Consider the following 18,176-nt stretch of genomic DNA (forward strand, 5'->3'; position numbering starts at 1 on the left):
TCTATACCTTTTAGGATTTGTTTTTTGTGAAAATAGCCGCAACTTCCACATGGGCAGACCAGGTGAATTGATCGACCGGAATGACTTTATCCAGACTATAACCGCCATCAATCAGGGCCGCAGCATCACGGGCGAAGGTTGCCGGATTACAGGAAATGGCGATGACCAGCGGGATGTCGCTTTGGGCGATTTCTTCGGCCTGTTCCTTGGCACCGGCGCGTGGTGGGTCAAACAGCAAAGCGTCATATTTTTCCAGTTCCTTGCCCATTAAAGGCTGGCGGGAAAGGTCACGTACTTCGGTGGTGATGCGCCCACCCATTTTGTTACGCCCAGCTGAGAGTTCCAGTGTTTTGAGGGCAGCCCCATTGCTTTCAACAGCATGCACAATGGCTTTTTCAGCCAGCACAAAGGTAAAGCTGCCACATCCTGCATAGAGGTCGAGGATTTTCTTTTCTGTCCCTGCCAATGCACCCAGAACGAATTTAGCCAGGGCATCTTCACCTTCTTTGCTCGGTTGCAGGAAGGGTGACGGCGGCAGTTCAACCGATGTACTGGCGAATGTGGTGGTCACAACTGCGCGTTGAAGGATGGTTTCCGGCTCACCCTTTCCATTTTCCTGCCAGGACAGGCGGCCCACATCATGGGTTTCGGCAAAACGCACCAGTTCTTCATGGGCTTTCAGTTCAAGCCGTCCGGGAAGGGCAAAGGTGATGTCACAGGGGCCGTCCGGGTAATTGATGATCACATCCCCACGGCCTTCCTGTTTCATGATGGCGGGCATCAAGGTACGCAGCGCGCCAATCATTTTATCAAGTGCGGGTGTGAGCAAGAGACAGTGATCGATTTCTTCAATGCGATGGCTGGACCGGGTGTTGAAACCAAAGACGATCTTTTTGCCCTTTTTCATCACCGCGAAAGACGCACGACGACGTTGGCCGGGGCCGATCAGGATCGGGTCTTCCACCGGATTGGAAATATCGCTGCGGCTTAAGGCTTCCTGCACGCGCTCTTTCTTCCAGGCTTCATAGGCACTGGCTGACAGATGTTGCAGACTGCAACCCCCGCATTTGGTGTAATGTGGGCACGGCGCATCAACGCGGGTGTCGCCCGGTGTGATGATGTGCTGAATGTCCCCGACATAGGCAGACCCGCGCTTATCAACGGTTTTGACCGCAACCACATCGCCAGCCACGCTGTAAGGGATAAAGTAATCGATCCCGGCGTCATTTTTGGCAAGACCATCGCCTTTTGCGCCTACGGCAGAAACCGCGACTTCGGTGACCTCTTTGGGCAGGCTGGGGGCTTTGGGGCGCGATGTGTGGCGGCCACGGCGGCGGCGAACGGGTTTCTTGGACACTTGTTTTACGATCTCACGTCAGTCAGGAATTCATTGAAAATTTCAGCGAGGGCGCCATTGATGGCCTGAACCGCACCATTGACGCCGCGCGCCGATTGCGCCAGCACCCGGTTATAGGTTTTCAGTACCAAAATCTGGTCATCACTTGTACGTTTCAGGCCAATCTCGATTTCCACGGCAATGTTTTTACCATCGGCGAGATCGCGTTCCAGACGTTTGATCTTGCCGGTCAGCAAGTAATCTTCATCCATGCGCAATTCAGGCGTGACGATATGTTTTGCCACATTGGCACCGCGCAGGAACTTGACCATGGCATCCTGCAACAGGTCCACAGGTGGTTCGACCCAGAAGTGGTAGTGATATTCAGACAGATGTCCCTTGCCTTCGGTATAGGCAATGGGGCGACCGGAAATCAGACCGTCCGCACGGAAACGATCAACCTCGACAACCCCGTCAAACAATGTGTTCCCTGCAGCAGGCGGGGTGACGGCCAGGCGATAATAATTATCCTGTGGCAGTTCAGGCTGGGCACAAGCTGCCAATCCAAGGGCCACAGCCCCGAAAGAGATGGATTTTAAGAAGGTTGCTTTCATGGTCTTTTCCTTATCCCTTTATCTTATTCCGCTTTTTTGGTCGGGGGTGTACCGCCCAAAAGCAGGCCCGGGTTCTGGCGAATATGGCGGCTGAATTCGTAAAGGTTACGACTTGTGCCTTCCAAATTCTGTGAAATCGTGTCGATATGACGTGACAGAGTTTCCATCACGAAACGCAGATCAGCCACAGCTTTTTCCAGTTCTGGTTTGCTGTCGGTGACCAGATTATCCACATTGCCCATCAGGCGATCGGCTTTTTGAAGTGTGCCGCCCAGTTTGTCCAGATCATTGATCGCCCCGTCAATTTTCTTGCGGTTTTTGGCAGACAGAATTTGCGTCAGCTGATTGCCTGATGCATCAAGAGAACGGCTAAACGCATTTACGTTTGTCATGATCTCTGGCGTTTGAGTTTCAATCTCACGCAGGATGCCTTTCAGCTGACCCGCCATTTCGTTGCCATCTTCGGCCAGCAAAAGCGCAGCACTGTTTACCGCCGTGTTCAGGTTCAGCAGCAATGGGCGCACATCTGTTTCCATCAGGGAGCTGATTTGTTCCGCCAGCGAAGACATGGCAGCAAACATATCGGCATTTTCAATCCCGGCGATGGTGTCACCCGGTTTCAGCGCGGTTGAACTTTCCCCGGCGCGGATATTGATGGTGAGGGCTGAAAGAAGACCTGCTGAAGAAACGGCTGCGAAACTGTCTTTCGGGATGTCCCAGCCCTGGGCGATGCTGAGTTCGATCTTGAAGCGCATCTTGCCGTCTTGTTTTTCCGGGATGATCTGTTCGATCTGTCCTACCGGATAACCTTCATAGACGACTTGGGTGCCGTACTTGATGCCTTGTACGCGGTCATAGACCACATAGTACGTATCAACCGCCCCGGTACGCCCGGTCAGCAACGCAACAGCAATGATCAGACAGACAATACTGGCGATGACAAAAGATCCGACGATCATATAGTTCATCTTGGCGTTCTTAAGGGCGCTCATAATTCGGGTCCTCTCCGGTTAGGCGACGAAGATAAGCGTCTGGATCAAGTTCTTCTTCTTCGATCCGACGATTTAACAGGTTTTGAATACGTTGGTTGTCCGAGTTTTTCATTTCCTCAGGCGTGCCAACCATTAAGATATTTCCGCGATCCAGCATGGTGATGCGATCAGCAATGCGAAACGCACTGTCCAGTTCGTGGGTTACAACGACGATGGACATGCCCATGGCATCGCGCAGACGCAGGATCAATTCATCCAATTGCGCGGCAACCACCGGGTCAAGTCCGGCGCTGGGCTCATCAAAGAACAGCAGCTTTGGGTCCATGATGATGGCACGTGCGACAGCGGCACGTTTTAACATCCCGCCGGAAAGTTCTGATGGGGCCAGGTCTTCAAAGCCTGCCAGATCCACCACTTCCAGCTTCATGCGCATCATGATGTCCATGATCATTTCATCTTGATCGGTATGTTCACGAAGCGGCAGCTTGATATTTTCCCCAATGGTCATGGAACTGAACAACGCCCCGCCCTGAAACGCCACCCCGATCTTTTTGCGCAGATCATAGGTTTCTTTGAGCGATAGATCGGCAATGTTCTTACCCAGCAGGCTCATTTTGCCGGATGTTGCACTTTCCAGGCTCATCAGGTGGCGCAGCAGGGTGGATTTACCCGAACCGGACCCGCCCATGATGACCATGATCTCACTTTCGCGCACATCCATGGAGATGCCCTTCAGGATCATGCGCTCGCCGTAATGGGTGACCAGGTCTTCAACCTCGATCACCTTGTCCCGGCTCAGGATTTCTTCGCGTGTCGGTTTTGTCATCGCGTCACCATAAATGCAAAGAACATATCCGTAATAACAATGGCAGAGATGGATTGAACAACGGCGCGCGTCGTTACTTTACCAACGCCTTCCGCACCACCCTGAACGCCCGCTCCATTGGCAACACCGATGATGACGATCAAAACGCCAAAGAGGACACTCTTCATCAATCCGTGGGTCAAGTCTCCATTGCTGATGATTTTCAGGATATCGGCCCAATAGGCAGACAGACTGATCTTCAGATCAAGCGCCACATAAAGGCCACCACCCAAAAGGCCAACCACGTCGGATAAGAAGGTCAGACATGGCATCATGATCAGCATGGCAAACATGGCAGGGGCGACCAGAAAACGCACCGGGTTAATCCCCATCACCGAAAGTGCATCTACTTCCTGGTTGATGGTCATGATCCCGATGCGCGCCGCGAGCGCTGATCCTGAACGGCCAGCAACCAAAATACCTGTGATCAGTGGGGAGAATTCCCGCACAACGGAAAAGGCGATCCCGTAAGTCACCTGTGATTCCGCGCCAAAAATGCTGAGGGTGTAAATCCCCTGAATAGCCAGCATCATGCCAACGGCCAAAGCCAAAAGCGCAACGATGGGAATGGCACGGATGCCAATTTCCATCATCTGATCCACAACGGCAGATAAACGAATGGGCTGGCCCATGGATTTGCCGCGAATAGCCCAATAAAGGGTTTCCCAGATCAGGGTCGCGCAATACCCGATAACACCCACCCCCATCATGGTGGTGCGCCCGATGTTTTCTACCTTTTGTGCGATCGGGCCTTGTTTGGCCTCATTCTCGCTCATGTCGTTATCCCCGAAAATGACCCTTAGGTACTTAAATCAGCAACCGCTGCATCGATGGTGTCGTGAATTGTAAAGACTTTGTCCAGACGCGCCAGTTGCAACACGCGCAACGCGCTGTCACTGATGGCGGCCAGTGCAAAGCCGGAACTGTTGCGACGACCTGTCTGGTAGGCTTCCACCAGACTTGCGATCCCGGAACTGTCGATATATGCCACGTCTGCCATGCCCACGCAGACGGCCTTTCCGGCATTTACATGTTCCAGCAATGCCTGACGTAAAAGTGGCGATGTTTCCAGATCGACTTCCCCATCGAGTTCAAAGATCACAACGCCATTTTCTTCACGTGTATCGAGATTCATTTTTTAGCCCTTATTGATTTCGATATTTTTTACAAGTTTTAACAGATTTCCTTCGCCTTGTGTGGGGCGAAGATATTGGACATCGTCCATAACTTCCTGAATCAGGTGCGTTCCAAGCCCGCCTGGTCGGATATCTTCCAGGTCACGCGGCTTGATTTTGCTCGGTTCCACAAGGGGGGCAAAATCCCGCAGTCTAAAGACCAAACGGCCCGGTCTGTGACGCACGGTCAGTTCAATTTCTTCATCGCTCGGCCCGCCGTATGCATGGCGTATGACGTTCTGGCAAGCTTCATCAAGGGCCAAGACCACATCGTTGATCTGGCCATCATCACAGCCCACCTTGATGCACGCCTCGCGCACACAGGCTCTGGCCAATTTCATCCAGGACGGTTGTGCCGGGAACTTGAAATCAATCAGCCAGTCGCCATCAATTTCTTCGTTGGAAATATCACTGTCCTGCACCTGTTTGGCCGTTTCCACATCCTTGAGACGTTGCGAATCGGTGAGCGCCAGTACGGTTACATCATCGCGCAGTTTCATGTTTGTATGCGATACTGCTTGCACGAGTGTGTTTAATTGCACGTTCAGGCTGCTGTCTTTGTGGGTGGTCAGGATTTGCTGAACCCCGGAATCTTCCAGTGGGGCACCTGTGTGGGTGTATCCTTCGGTCAGCCCGTCTGTATAAATATAAAGGGCACCATGGTTTGGGAAAATCTGCGCTTCTTCATAGGCCCCGTCTTCACCAGGTAACGGCGGTACAATCCCGAGCGGTGGTCCATCTGCGCCAAAGGTCTTAAATTCCCCATCGCAATGAAGCAAAACAGGTTCGTGACCTGCATTGGAAATCCGGATCAAGCCTTCACAACCCGGACGCGGATCATAAATGCCAGCCACCATCGTGACGAACATGCCGTGGGCTGCCGTTTCGCAAAGTTCTGCATTGATCCGACCCAATAGTTTACCCGGATCACGCACGGTCTTGCCAAGACATCTGAATAGTGATGCGGTCTTTGCCATCAAAAGAGCTGCGTTAATGCCTTTGCCGGAGACATCGCCAAGGGCAAAATAGATACGGCCATCAGGCAGGGTGAAATAGTCAAAAAAGTCGCCGGATACCCCGCGCGCGGCCTTGTTGATCCCGGTGATTTGCGCATTTTCCCCTTTGGAATCTGAGGCTTCGGGCAGGAAGCGGCGTTGAATTTCGGCAGCCAGTTCAAGTTCACGTTTGACCCGTTCTTGTTCCACCAGGGCCTTTGCCATGCGCGCATTAATTACGGCAAGTGCCGCAGATGCCGCCAGTGTTTCCAGAATTTTCAGATCGTTTGCTTCAAACAGGTCATCCTGGTTCTTTTTATTCACCAATTCGATTGCGCCAACACAGCGGTCTTTTACGCTTAGGGGCGCACAGAGAATGGACCGGGTGGTAAAGCCTGTCTGGTCATCGACCGCGCCATAAAAGTTCGGATCATTTTGCACATCGCGCACCAAAGCGCCTTCGTTTTTGGCAACGGATTTACCGACGATACCCTGCCCATATTGCAGGGTCAGTCCGGTGATTTCGGTCGCGCCATAACAGGCAACGCAGGTGATGATTTGTGTGGTTTCATCCAGCAGAAAGACAGCCGCACCTTCGGCCCCCAGATAATCGGTGATTTGGGGCAAGGCAGAGAGCAGGGTTTCGTCCACATTTAAGGTGTTGGCGAATTCTGCCGTCATGCTGGCAAGAAGGTTAACTTGTTCGTTGATACCAACAGGTATCGATTCGTCTGTTTGCTGTTCCATGGACCCTACTATGACCAAATTATCTGTAAAGGAAAAGGGCCTCTTTGGGTATTTTTCGAACAATCTTTTCGGGAAGTTGAATTGTTACTGTTTCAGTTTCGTTAAAGTCTTGTGACAAAGCCCGTCTGGCAATTGACGCGGGCGCGAAGATGAACATTCTTAGGACCAGTTATCGCTACGTATAATTTGGTTGAGGGTGAGTTGGATTTTTCTACGCATCATACGGTGGATATTCAGATGTTCGATTTTAATGATATAGCGCCCCTTGGCCATGAAGATCCGTCGGATGACGCAAAAGCTTTTCTGGAAAATGCCCGGCGTGTGCTGGATTACGCCTTTCAGCCGATCGTAGATATTCATAACGGTACGGTCTTTGGCTATGAAGCTTTGATGCGACATCATGACAAACTGGGTGTTGAAACCATCTTTGATGTGTTTGATACAGCAGATCAGTTTAACATCCTGCACCGGTTCGATATGATGGTGCGGGCCCATGTGATCAGTAAATTTTCCAAACTGCCGCGTAATCATCGCACTCGCTTGTTTTATAATCTGGATAACCGGATCATTACCTCACCTGATTATTTCCGGGGTGGTACCAAGGCGTTGCTGAAACAAAGCAATTTGCCAGCCTCAATCTTGTGTCTGGAAATTTCTGAACGCCATGAAGTTTCCATGAAAATGGCGGAAAACAACCTTGCGCGTTATCGCGGCGAAGATTACAGCACAGCGATTGATGATTTCGGTGCAGGTTATTCGGGCTTGAAGCTGTTGCATGAACATCAGCCGGATTATATCAAAATTGATCGCTCCCTCATCAGCGGGATTGATAAAGATAAAAAACTGAAACTGATGGTTTCTACCATGACGGACCTTGCCCATGTGCTGGGGATTTTTGTCATTGCGGAAGGGGTGGAAACTGAAGCGCAGCTGGCGGTCTGTAAAGAGATTGGCTGTGATCTGGTGCAGGGCTATTTTGTCTGTCGCCCGCAGCTGGACCCGGGCGCTTTTTCTACCAGTTACCCCTGCGTTGTCTCCACCGGGCGGCGCAAGGAACATAAGGAAAATGAAGAAACCAGCATTATCTACGAACAGATTGAATATCGCCCGGTCCTGCGTATTGATGATGACATGAACATCGTGTTCGAAGCTTTTCGCAGCAACAAGGAGATGACTTTCTTCCCGGTTGTGGATGCCAGTGGTAGCCCGCTTGGGATTGTGCGCGAACATGCTTTGAAAGAATATACTTATTCACCTTTTGGCAAAGACCTGATCGCCAATCGTGGGGCGGGCCTGACGCTGCGTAAATTTTTAAGTGCGTGTCCGGTAGCCGATATTCAGGCCAGTACACAGTCTATCCTTGAAAATTACAGCCTGTCGGAAAGCCCGGAAGGGATCATTCTGGTCAAGGATTTCAGCTATCTTGGTTTCCTATCCGCTTCCTCCTTGCTGCGGGTCATTAATGAAAATAATTTAGCCCAAGCACGTGACAGCAGCCCACTGACTAAATTGCCGGGCAATTCGTCGATCTCTTCCTTTGTCAGCGATGCGGTTAATGACAGTCAGGATGCAACCGTTCTAGCCTATATGGATCTGGATAATTTTAAGGCCTTTAATGATGCCTATGGGTTCCGCCAGGGGGACCGTGCCATTCTGCTATTTGCAGAACTGATGCGCAAAGTCTTTCAGGGGGAAAATGCTTTTCTTGGTCATGTGGGCGGGGATGATTTCTTCATCGGGATGCGCAACAGCCAATTGGCAGATGTGCAGGAAAAAGTGGTGGATTTGCTTAAGTGTTTCTCGGTTGATGTGGAAAGCTTTTATGATGCCAAGGCACGCGAGCAAGGCTATCTGGACGGCAAAGACCGCGATGGCAATCCCCGTCAGTTCCCGCTTATGAGCTGTAGTGCTGCGCTTCTTTCTCTGCCATCAAACCGCGAAGTGGGTGGCCCGACCTTTGAAGATCTGGATAACGCGATTGCTCAACTTAAAAAGGAAGCCAAGGCCTCTTCAAGCCATATGGCTGTTTGCTGTTTCTAACAACTTGAGTTACCCTTTTATTGTTAAAGGGATAACTACACGTCGGGAGGGGCGCATGTTTGAAACGGCTGAGTTGGGGCGATCTGTTTCCAAAAAGGAATTTGAAGAAAAAGTACAAGATCTGCGTATTGAACTACTTGAAATACAACAGGAATTACGAAATTGCGATTTTCCGGTCATCATCGTGATGGCAGGGGTTGATGGCGCTGGTAAGGGGACCACGGTCAACCTGTTGAATGAATGGATGGATTCGCGCTGGATTGATAACAATGCTTATGTGCGTCACAGTGATGAAGAATCAGAACGTCCGCCATATTGGCGCTATTGGCGCGACCTGCCACCCAAGGGCAAAATAGGGATTTTCTTAAGCTCGTGGTATAGCTCCCCTTTCATCGACAGGGCCTATGATAAAATCGATCAGGCGGAATATGATGAACGTCTGGATCGTATCAAAGCCTTTGAAAAAACACTGGCTGATGACGGGGCATTGATCCTGAAATTCTGGATGCATCTGGGTAAGGATGCGCAGAAAAAACGCCTAAAAAAGCTGGAAAAAGACGAACTTCAATCTTGGCGGGTCACCGAAACCGACTGGGAACACTGGCGCAAATACGATAGCTTCATTGATGCGGCTGAACGACTGATTATGCGTACCTCCAAAGGTCATGCGCCCTGGTCCATTGTGGAAGGGGCGGATAACCGGTATGGATCACTGACCGTTGCCCAACAGGTGCGCGGTGCCATCACGCGTCATATGGAAATGCGCAAATCCCAGAAAGAGGCACTGGCGGCCTTGAAGAAAAAACAGGCGACAGCGAAGAAGCCTGCGAAAAAGAAAACCGACAAAGATGCCCCTGTTGAACAGCTGCCTTATCCAACCGTGCTCAGCCGTCTGGATATGACCAAGGTTGCGGAAAAAGAAGCCTATAAGAAAGAGTTGAAAGCCCTGCAGGGTCGCTTGAATAAACTGTCGCGCAAGGCAACGGAGAAAGGCATTTCTACCGTTCTGGTCTTTGAAGGCAGTGATGCTGCAGGTAAAGGCGGGAATATCCGCCGGATCACGACAGCGTTGGATGCGCGCAGTTACAAGGTTCTTCCCTTTGCTGCGCCCAATGATGAAGAACGTGCCCATCATTACCTTTGGCGGTTTTGGCGTCATATGTCACGCGCTGGCCGGATTACCATCTTTGACCGGTCCTGGTATGGCCGGGTGCTGGTGGAACGGTGCGAAGGTTTTGCGCGCGAAGATGAATGGCGTCGCGCCTATGGGGAGATCGTGGACTTCGAAGATCAGATTGTGGATCACGGCACCGTCTTGCTGAAGTTCTGGATTCATATCGATCCGGACGAACAGCTGGCGCGTTTTAAAGCGCGTGAAGTGACCCCCTGGAAACAGTGGAAACTGACAGATGAAGACTGGCGTAACCGGGAAAAATGGGCCGAATATGAAGAAGCGGTCAATGATCTGGTGGAAAAGACCAGTACCTCAAACGCGCCCTGGACACTGGTGGAAGGCAACGACAAAAAGTTCGCCCGCCTGAAAGTGCTAACTGCTGTGTGTGAAGCGCTGGAAAAACGCCTGAAGCAGAAGTAAGGACACTGTGTCCCGGCGCAGGCCGGGACCTGTTGTATGACAAGCACTTCGTGAGAAAGGCCCCGGCCTTCGCCGGGGCACATTGCGTGGTGGTTAAACCAACCCATCCATAAACGTCGCAAGCTTGATATCCAGTTCACTCACCCCACCCGTATCGTGAGTGGTCAGCGTCACTTCGACTTTGTTCCAGACATTGAACCATTCCGGATGATGGTTCATCTGTTCGGCCTTGAGCGCAGCCCGGCTCATAAAACCGAAAGCTTCGTTGAAGTTTTCGAACTGGAACGTGCGTGTAATGGCGTCGCGGCCCTCAACAGGTGTCCAGTCCGGCAGGCTTGAGATATCAATCATGATGGTTTTCTCCTTACACTTTATGACGTAGGCATTAAAAATGGTTTCACAAGCGAACAATCCACTTGCTTAAAACCATTCAAAACGCTACATCACTCTCAAGTGGGCCTGATGCTGTAGGGCAGGGCTTTTTGATCCGATGCTTGAAGGCAGGATTTTATTGATAGGAGACACTGATGTCCGATACCCCCGCAATTATGATCTGTGGTCATGGCAGCCGTGATGATGGCGCTGTTGAAGAATTTAACCTGCTGGCAAAAAACCTGCGTGAACGTTTCCCTGATCGTATGGTGGAAAGCGGTTTTCTTGAATTTGCCAAGCCGATTATCCGCACAGGTTTGGATAAGCTGGTGGACCAGGGCGCCAAACAAATCCTTTGTGTACCGGGCATGCTGTTTGCCGCAGGCCACGTGAAAAACGACCTGCCAAGCGAAATCAATAATTTTGCAGCTGAACATGAAGACCTGGACGTGCGCTTTGGCCGTGAATTGGCCATTGACCGCCGTCTTCTGGAAGTCTGCAAACAACGTATCATCGAGGCCGAAGCAGCCTGTGAAACCGAAGTGGATCGTAAAGACACTTTGCTGATGGTTGTTGGTCGCGGCACCAACGATAGTGATGCCAATTCCAACGTTCATAAAGTGATGCGTATGTTGTGGGAAGGTATGGGCTTTGGCTGGGGCGAAGTCTGTTATTCCGGCGTGGCCTTCCCGCGTGTACCAGAAGGCATGGAACATGCCGCCAAGATGGGCTACAAGCGCGTGATCGCTATTCCTTACTTCCTGTTTACCGGCATTCTGGTGCGCCGTATTTACGATCAGACAGATGAAGTGGCGGCAAACTATCCGGATATCGAATTTGTCAAAGCCGGTTATCTGAAAGACCACCCGCTGGTGATCGACACCTTTGTGGAACGGATTGAAGAAATGCTGTCCGGTGAAAACAACATGAACTGTCAGCTCTGTAAATATCGTGAACAGATCATTGGTTATGAAGGCGATGTGGGTGCGGTTCAGGTTGGTCACCACCATCATGTGATGGGCATCGGCACCGATGGGGATCATCATCACCATCACCACCATGATCACGGCCATCACCACCATCATCACCACGACCATGGGGATGATAAGTAAGAGGGTGTCATCATGACATACCTTTTCGACAGCTACTTAATGATCGACTGGTCTGCGGCTTCGGCACCTAAAAAAGGTGCCGACAGCATTTGGTATGCCCTGGTGGAACGAACGGGTGGCAAATTGGTCGAAACTAACCTTAAGAACCCGACCACCCGCGAAGAGGCCATGAAAGATGTGGCAGATCTGTTAAGCGATCTGTCTGCGCGCGGGCAAAAGGTGTTGGTTGGCTGTGACTTTGCCTTTGGCTATCCACGTGATTTCGGACAGGCCTTGAACCTGAAATGGGATGGCGTGTGGCGTGAATTGTCAGCACGCATTACAGACGGGGCGAACAATCATAACAACCGTTTTGAAGTGGCCGCTGAATTCAACAAACGATTAAGCGGCACGGCCGGGCCTTTCTGGGGTTGCCCAAAAGCCAAGCAGACAGAGTTTCTGGAAAGCAAAAAGCCGTATCTCAATCCACTGACTAATGAAATGCGCCTGTGTGAACAGCGGATTTCGGGTGTCAAACCTGTCTGGCAGTTGTTGGGCACGGGGTGTGTGGGTTCGCAAACCATGATGGGGATTGCCCATCTGGAAGCCTTGCGTCGTCACCCCTGGATTGCCGATCAGGTGAAGGTCTGGCCGTTTGAAACCGGATTGTCGGCTGATATTCTGGGAGAGATCACACTGGCGGAGATTTATCCATCTCAGATCAAGGTTTCTGCGTTAGGGGATTTGCCCAAAGATGCCATTCAGGTGCGCACCATGGCGAAACATTATGCGGAACTGGATCAGCTGGGTGAACTGGGTGACCTCTTCCTTGGCGATCAGGATTTGAGCGAAGATGAACGCACCATTGCCGTTGACTATGAAGGCTGGGTCCTTGGTGTGGGGAAAAGTGATAAAGATCAGGCGCTTGATTGGCTCAATACCTACCTGAAACGCCCGAACGATATCTATAAAAAATCGCAGGAAATGATCGAACATGACATCGATGTTTCCGGCTTTGACGAAGAAATGCAGGATGTGGCCATCCGTATGATCCATGCCTGTGGGGATGTAGATGTGGGCGTTGATATCGCTTACAGCCCCGGTGCCGCAAACATTGGGCGCGCAGCTTTGGCTGACGGGTGCCCGATCCTTGTGGATGTGGAAATGGTATCGCACGGGATTATCCGAAAGCGTTTGAGCCACAATAATCCGGTGATCTGTACGCTGAATGATGCGCGCACGCCCGCAAAGGCAGAGGAGTTGGGCACGACCCGGTCTGCGGCGGCCGTTGAGTTCTGGGGGGAATGGCTGGAAGGGTCTGTTGTTGTCATCGGCAATGCCCCGACCGCGCTTTTCCATCTGATTCAGGGTATACTGGATGGACGGTTTAAAAAGCCTGCCCTGATTGTTGCTTGCCCGGTCGGCTTTGTCGGTGCCATGGAATCAAAAGAAACACTGATTGCCTTGGCCGACGATCTGGGCGTGCCTTATATTACGCTGCGTGGACGTCGCGGTGGCAGTGCGATTGCAGCTTCCAGCTTAAACGCCTTGGCGAAAAAGGGGATTACACAATGATCCATATTGTCGGTATCGGTGAAGATGGCCTTGAAGGTCTCAGTCCTGTTGTCCTGAGCCTCGTCTTAAGCGCTGAAATTCTGGTGGGTGGTGAACGTCACCTGGAAATGGTGGAAACAGAGGCGCGCAAAATCTCCTGGGGTGTGGGGCTGAACCACGGCATTGATGAGATCATCGCCAACAAAGATAAATCCATCGTCGTGCTGGCAACGGGTGAGCCGCTTTGGTTCGGGATCGGGACCACGCTGTTAAAACGCATTGATAAAGAACACATTGCTGTTCATCCCACCTCCGGTGCTTTTTCATTGGCAGCTGCACGTATGGGCTGGGCGATTCCGGATTGTGACTGCATGACCATTCATGGTCGCGCGCTTGAAAGCCTGAACCGCTATATTGCACCAAACGCCAAAATCCTGATCCTCAGCCGGGATGGAAAGTCGGCGATTGAGGTGGCGGATTTGCTGGCAAAATACGGTTACGGCCAATCAAAAATCACCGTCTTTGAACATATGGGCGGGGACAAAGAAAACCGTCTGGAAGGCACAGCGATCGGATGGATAGCCCAGACGGCCGATCTGAACACCATCGCGGTTGAATGTGTTGCTGCACGTGATGCACGTCGCCTGCCGCAAACGGTCGGTCTGGATGATGACCTGTTTGAACATGATGGGCAACTGACCAAGCGCGAAGTGCGCGCTGTCACCCTTTCCACCCTTGCCCCACAGGCTGGTGAATTGCTTTGGGATGTGGGCGGTGGCTGTGGGTCCATTGCCATTGAATGGATGCGATCAGATAAAAAATGTCGCGCCATTGCCATTGAACAAAATGACAAACGCCGATCTATGATTGCGCATAATGGGGCCGCCCTTGGCGTGCCGACATTGGAAATTGTGGATGGCCGCGCACCGGAAGCCCTGGATGGATTGCCCACGCCGGATGCGATCTTTGTCGGGGGCGGGATTTCTATCCCGGGTCTGTTGGAAACCTGCTGGAATATGCTGCCGATTGGGGGAAGATTGGTTGCCAACACAGTAACACTTGAGGCGGAACGCGAAATGTTGCATTTTCGGTCCAAATTTGGCGGGCGGCTCACCCGCATCGCCATTTCCCGGGAAGAAAATGTCGGCAGGCTCACAGCCATGAAGCCCATGGCCCCTGTGCTGCAACTGTGCGTCGTGAAGGAATAGAAAAAAATGGTAGGAACGTTATATGGTCTGGGCATTGGCCCGGGCGATCCGGATTTGATTACGCTGAAGGCGCTGAAGATCATTCAGGCGGCCCCGGTGATTGCCTATCCTGCACCGGAAAAGAAAGACAGTCTGGCACGCGCTATTGTGGCGGGCCATCTGCCGGGCAATCAAAAAGAGATTGTCATTGAAACCCCGATGGTCCCCGGACGTTATCCCGCCAATGATGTGTACGATAAATATAGTGAGGAAATTGCAGCCGAACTGGAACAGGGCAACGATGTGGCTGTTCTTTGCGAAGGTGACCCCTTCTTCTTCGGCTCTTTCATGTATATCTACGCGCGGCTTGCCGAACGGTTTGAGACCGTGGTTGTGCCGGGGGTATCTTCGGCGATGGCAAGTGCGTGTCAGTTGGGTATGCCGATTACGTCGCGTTACGATGTGTTGACCGTCCTGCCTGCCCCGATCCCGTCTGAAGATTTGTTATCGCGTTTGCAGCTGTGTGATGCGGCGATCATTATGAAGGTGGGGCGTCACTTTAGCAAAGTACGTGACGTGCTTGCGACCCTCGGGATGATCGATAACGCTTATTATATTGAACATGCGACCATGGAAAACCAGGTCATGATGCCTCTGTCTGAGGCGACTTTTGAAAAGGCACCGTATTTCTCAATGATTATTGTCCATAAACGCGGCGAGGCGTGGAAATGAATACTCAATCCCCTGTAATCCTGTGTCTGAGCACAGGCGGTTATCAATTGGCAACAGAGCTTGCCGCCCAGATGGATGATGTTGAAATCCACGGCCTGAAAAAACGTCTGCCCGATTGCGCCATCACCTTTGAAAACACCATTGCCCATGTGCAGTCGCTGTTTCGTTCCGGGCGTCCCATTATCGGGATTTGTGCAAGCGGCATCCTGATCCGCGCCTTGGCCCCGTTGCTGGCCGATAAATGGAAAGAGCCCCCTGTTGTGGCTGTGGCGGAAGATGCATCCTGTGCTGTACCGCTTTTGGGTGGACATCATGGTGCGAACGAACTTTCGCGCTGGATTGCTGATATCCTTGAAGGTGCGGCAGCTGTAACGACAGCGGGTGAGCTGAACTTCGGTGTCGCCTTGGATGAACCGCCACGCGGCTGGCGCATTGCCAATCCGGATAATGCTAAAGACATTGCGGCTGCTTTGCTGAATGACGATCCTGTTGCGCTGGAAACAGAAGCGGGTGAGACAAAATGGCTGGATGAAAAAGGCCTGTCTTTTGTGGAAGACGGTTTCCCGCGCATTCGTGTTTCTGATCGTGCTGTTGAACCGGATGGTAATGAATTGCTCTACCATCCACCAGTTCTTGCCTTGGGTGTAGGCTGTGAACGTGACTGTCCGGCCGATCATTTGATTGAACATGCTTTGTCCACACTGCAGAGCGCTGGCCTGTCTGCGAAGTCTGTAGCTTGTGTGGTTTCCGTGGATGTGAAAGCCAATGAAGCCGCTGTGCATGCGCTGGCTGATGCCTTGGGTGTGCCTGCGCGTTTCTTCACTCCACAAGAATTGGACGCCCAGCATCCGCGCTTGAAAAATCCATCTGATGTGGTTTACGCTGAAGTCGGCTGTCACGGTGTGGCAGAAGGTGCGGCACTGGCTGCTGTTGGCGGTCTGGGTGAACTGGTTGTTGAAAAACAAAAGACAGATAAAGCCACTTGTGCCATTGGTCGCAGCCCGGTTGATATTCAGCCGGAAGCCGTCGGTCGTCAGCAAGGGTATCTGTCTGTCATCGGTATTGGACCGGGTTCAGACGAATGGCGATCCCCACAGGCCACACAGGCTTTGCGTGATGCAACCGATGTGGTGGGCTACGGCCTCTACCTTGATTTGGTGGAAGATTTGATCGTAGGCAAGGATCGTCATGAAAGTGGTCTTGCAAACGAAGAAAAACGCGCGCGTATCGCCCTTGATCTGGCGGCAGAAGGCAAGCGGGTTTGCTTGGTCTGTTCCGGGGATGCCGGAATTTATGCGTTGGCCACACTGGCGTTCGAGCTGTTGGATAAAGAGGACAAGCCGGAATGGAACCGCCTCAAGATCGACGTGGCACCAGGGATTTCTGCGTTGCAGGCTTGTGCCGCACGCATTGGTGCCCCGATCAACCATGATTTCTGCACGATCTCGCTTTCTGATCTGCTGACACCTTGGGATGACATTCAGCGTCGTTTGAAAGCGGCGGCTGACGGTGATTTTGTTGTGGCCTTCTATAACCCGCGTTCCAAACGTCGCGTGACACAGATTGAAAAAGCACGCGATATCCTGCTGACGGGGCGTCCGGCTGAAACGCCTGTTGTCCTTGGTCGTAATCTCGGTCGTGCAACAGAGACGCTGGAAGTGATTACACTGGGTGAGCTGACATCGGATCATGCCGACATGCTGACCATGGTTCTGGTGGGTTCAAGCCAAAGCCGGGTGATTGATCGTGGTGTCAATACGTGGGTTTACACGCCACGTGGATATGAAAAGAAAATGAAGGTGTCCTCATGACCGTTTACTTTATTGGTGCAGGCCCCGGGGCCCCTGATCTGATCACCGTTCGTGGTCTGAATATCGTTAAAACGGCGCCTGTGTGCCTTTATGCAGGCTCGCTGGTACCAGAAGAAATTGTTGCGCAGGCCGAAAAGGCAGAGGTGGTAACCGACACTGCCCCCATGCATCTGGATGAAATCATTACTGAGATCGAAAAGGCGCATGAAAAAGGGCAGGATGTGGCCCGCGTTCATTCCGGTGATCCTTGTCTTTATGGGGCAATTGCGGAACAGATGCGCCGCCTTGATGCATTGGGCATTGATTATGAAGTGGTACCCGGTGTGTCTGCTTATGCAGCCGCATCAGCTGCGCTTAAGAAAGAACTGACCCTGCCGGATGTGTCGCAATCGATCATTCTGACACGCACAGCCGTTCGATCTTCCAAGATGCCGAACAATGAAGATCTGGAAACATTTGCAAAGTCTGGCGCGACACTGGCGATCCATCTCTCAGTTAATAACCTGAAGCATGTGGTCGATACGCTGTCGCCTTATTACGGCGAAGATTGCCCGGTTGTGGTGGCCTATCGCGTCAGCTGGCCGGATCAGGCCTTCATTCATGGGCAATTGAATGACATCCGCGCCAAGGTCAAGGAAAGCGGCATTACCCGCACGGCCCTGATTTTGGTGGGCAAGGTGTTGGCGACAGAAGATTTTACCGACAGCAAACTTTATGACGTGGACCATACCCACGTGCTTCGTGAAAAGAACAAGTCCTAACGATAGCTATCCCATATGGATTGGCAGGTGCTGTTATACCGGATCAGGCGTAAGCCCCGGTTAAAATCGGCAACGATCTGATCCATATGGGGTTTGTTTTGTGAAAAGCACAGGGAATAGGGCTGGGTTTCCGGTTCTTCCTATTGCAGTTCCATGGTTGTTTGCATCAGTGACAGCACATAAAGGATGATGTCGATATTAATGCCGTGAATTTAACGTAAAACCTGCGTATTTTTACTTAAAAATTGATAGGCAATCTTGGTACTTGATTTTACAACCCACGTTGCTGATAATTAATGTTCAGTCATAT

The 18,176-nt window shown here is 51.7% G+C and carries 16 protein-coding genes; 8 read left to right on the plus strand and 8 right to left on the minus strand.

The features are described from left to right. Positions 1 to 10: 10 nt before the first annotated feature. Genes RYZ26_RS10290 through RYZ26_RS10320 form a run of 7 tightly spaced genes read right to left on the minus strand, consistent with a single transcriptional unit; the run spans position 11 to position 6,724 of the window. Positions 11 to 1,357 carry a class I SAM-dependent RNA methyltransferase gene (locus RYZ26_RS10290; protein WP_317683117.1) on the minus strand — a complete coding sequence of 449 codons (1,347 nt, stop codon included), beginning with the start codon at positions 1,355 to 1,357 and terminating at the stop codon, positions 11 to 13. A gap of 5 nt (positions 1,358 to 1,362) precedes the next feature. Further along, on the minus strand, positions 1,363 to 1,950 hold the full coding sequence (locus RYZ26_RS10295; RefSeq protein ID WP_317683118.1) for an ABC-type transport auxiliary lipoprotein family protein: 588 nt from the start codon (positions 1,948 to 1,950) through the stop codon (positions 1,363 to 1,365). Positions 1,951 to 1,973: 23 nt separating this feature from the next. Beyond that, positions 1,974 to 2,942 carry an MlaD family protein gene (locus RYZ26_RS10300; RefSeq protein WP_317683119.1) on the minus strand — a complete coding sequence of 323 codons (969 nt, stop codon included), beginning with the start codon at positions 2,940 to 2,942 and terminating at the stop codon, positions 1,974 to 1,976. Further along, entirely contained in the window at positions 2,929 to 3,768 is an 840-nt protein-coding gene (locus tag RYZ26_RS10305; RefSeq protein ID WP_317683120.1) for an ABC transporter ATP-binding protein, read from the minus strand. Before RYZ26_RS10305 ends, RYZ26_RS10300 begins: the two co-directional genes overlap by 14 nt. Beyond that, on the minus strand, positions 3,765 to 4,583 hold the full coding sequence (locus RYZ26_RS10310) for an MlaE family ABC transporter permease (protein ID WP_317683121.1): 819 nt from the start codon (positions 4,581 to 4,583) through the stop codon (positions 3,765 to 3,767). Before RYZ26_RS10310 ends, RYZ26_RS10305 begins: the two co-directional genes overlap by 4 nt. A 23-nt stretch (positions 4,584 to 4,606) precedes the next feature. Next, positions 4,607 to 4,942 (minus strand): STAS domain-containing protein, encoded by a 336-nt coding sequence (locus RYZ26_RS10315; RefSeq protein ID WP_317683122.1) that lies wholly within the window; start codon positions 4,940 to 4,942, stop codon positions 4,607 to 4,609. 3 nt (positions 4,943 to 4,945) lie between these two features. After that, positions 4,946 to 6,724, minus strand: coding sequence for an ATP-binding SpoIIE family protein phosphatase (locus RYZ26_RS10320; protein WP_317683123.1), 1,779 nt, complete (start codon positions 6,722 to 6,724; stop codon positions 4,946 to 4,948). A gap of 237 nt (positions 6,725 to 6,961) precedes the next feature. Between RYZ26_RS10320 and RYZ26_RS10325 the strand changes: the two genes are divergently transcribed. Beyond that, positions 6,962 to 8,764: a GGDEF domain-containing protein gene (locus tag RYZ26_RS10325; protein ID WP_317683124.1), complete on the plus strand. Its 1,803-nt coding sequence runs from the start codon at positions 6,962 to 6,964 to the stop codon at positions 8,762 to 8,764. 55 nt (positions 8,765 to 8,819) lie between these two features. Then, complete coding sequence (gene pap / locus RYZ26_RS10330; protein WP_317683125.1) at positions 8,820 to 10,358, plus strand: polyphosphate:AMP phosphotransferase; 1,539 nt, start codon at positions 8,820 to 8,822, stop codon at positions 10,356 to 10,358. Between the two features lie 93 nt (positions 10,359 to 10,451). Here pap and RYZ26_RS10335 read toward each other — a convergent pair whose 3' ends face one another. Then, on the minus strand, positions 10,452 to 10,733 hold the full coding sequence (locus RYZ26_RS10335) for a 4a-hydroxytetrahydrobiopterin dehydratase (protein WP_317683213.1): 282 nt from the start codon (positions 10,731 to 10,733) through the stop codon (positions 10,452 to 10,454). A 152-nt stretch (positions 10,734 to 10,885) separates the two neighbouring features. Here RYZ26_RS10335 and RYZ26_RS10340 point away from each other — a divergent pair, with 152 nt between their 5' ends. The 6 genes from RYZ26_RS10340 to cobM are packed head-to-tail and all read left to right on the plus strand — an operon-like array spanning position 10,886 to position 17,866. After that, positions 10,886 to 11,842 (plus strand): sirohydrochlorin chelatase, encoded by a 957-nt coding sequence (locus tag RYZ26_RS10340; protein WP_317683126.1) that lies wholly within the window; start codon positions 10,886 to 10,888, stop codon positions 11,840 to 11,842. A gap of 12 nt (positions 11,843 to 11,854) precedes the next feature. Further along, positions 11,855 to 13,396: a precorrin-8X methylmutase gene (locus tag RYZ26_RS20010; protein WP_317683127.1), complete on the plus strand. Its 1,542-nt coding sequence runs from the start codon at positions 11,855 to 11,857 to the stop codon at positions 13,394 to 13,396. Beyond that, positions 13,393 to 14,583, plus strand: coding sequence for a precorrin-6y C5,15-methyltransferase (decarboxylating) subunit CbiE (gene cbiE, locus RYZ26_RS10350; protein ID WP_317683128.1), 1,191 nt, complete (start codon positions 13,393 to 13,395; stop codon positions 14,581 to 14,583). The genes RYZ26_RS20010 and cbiE overlap by 4 nt, the downstream gene beginning before the upstream one ends. A 6-nt stretch (positions 14,584 to 14,589) precedes the next feature. After that, positions 14,590 to 15,294 carry a precorrin-2 C(20)-methyltransferase gene (cobI, locus tag RYZ26_RS10355; protein ID WP_317683129.1) on the plus strand — a complete coding sequence of 235 codons (705 nt, stop codon included), beginning with the start codon at positions 14,590 to 14,592 and terminating at the stop codon, positions 15,292 to 15,294. Then, complete coding sequence (gene cobJ, locus RYZ26_RS10360) at positions 15,291 to 17,105, plus strand: precorrin-3B C(17)-methyltransferase (protein WP_317683130.1); 1,815 nt, start codon at positions 15,291 to 15,293, stop codon at positions 17,103 to 17,105. The genes cobI and cobJ overlap by 4 nt, the downstream gene beginning before the upstream one ends. Beyond that, positions 17,102 to 17,866: a precorrin-4 C(11)-methyltransferase gene (gene cobM, locus RYZ26_RS10365; RefSeq protein ID WP_317683131.1), complete on the plus strand. Its 765-nt coding sequence runs from the start codon at positions 17,102 to 17,104 to the stop codon at positions 17,864 to 17,866. Before cobJ ends, cobM begins: the two co-directional genes overlap by 4 nt. Positions 17,867 to 18,176 lie beyond the last annotated feature (310 nt).

Origin of the sequence: Terasakiella sediminum (genome assembly GCF_033100395.1) — a bacterium.
Lineage (GTDB): Bacteria > Pseudomonadota > Alphaproteobacteria > Rhodospirillales > Terasakiellaceae > Terasakiella.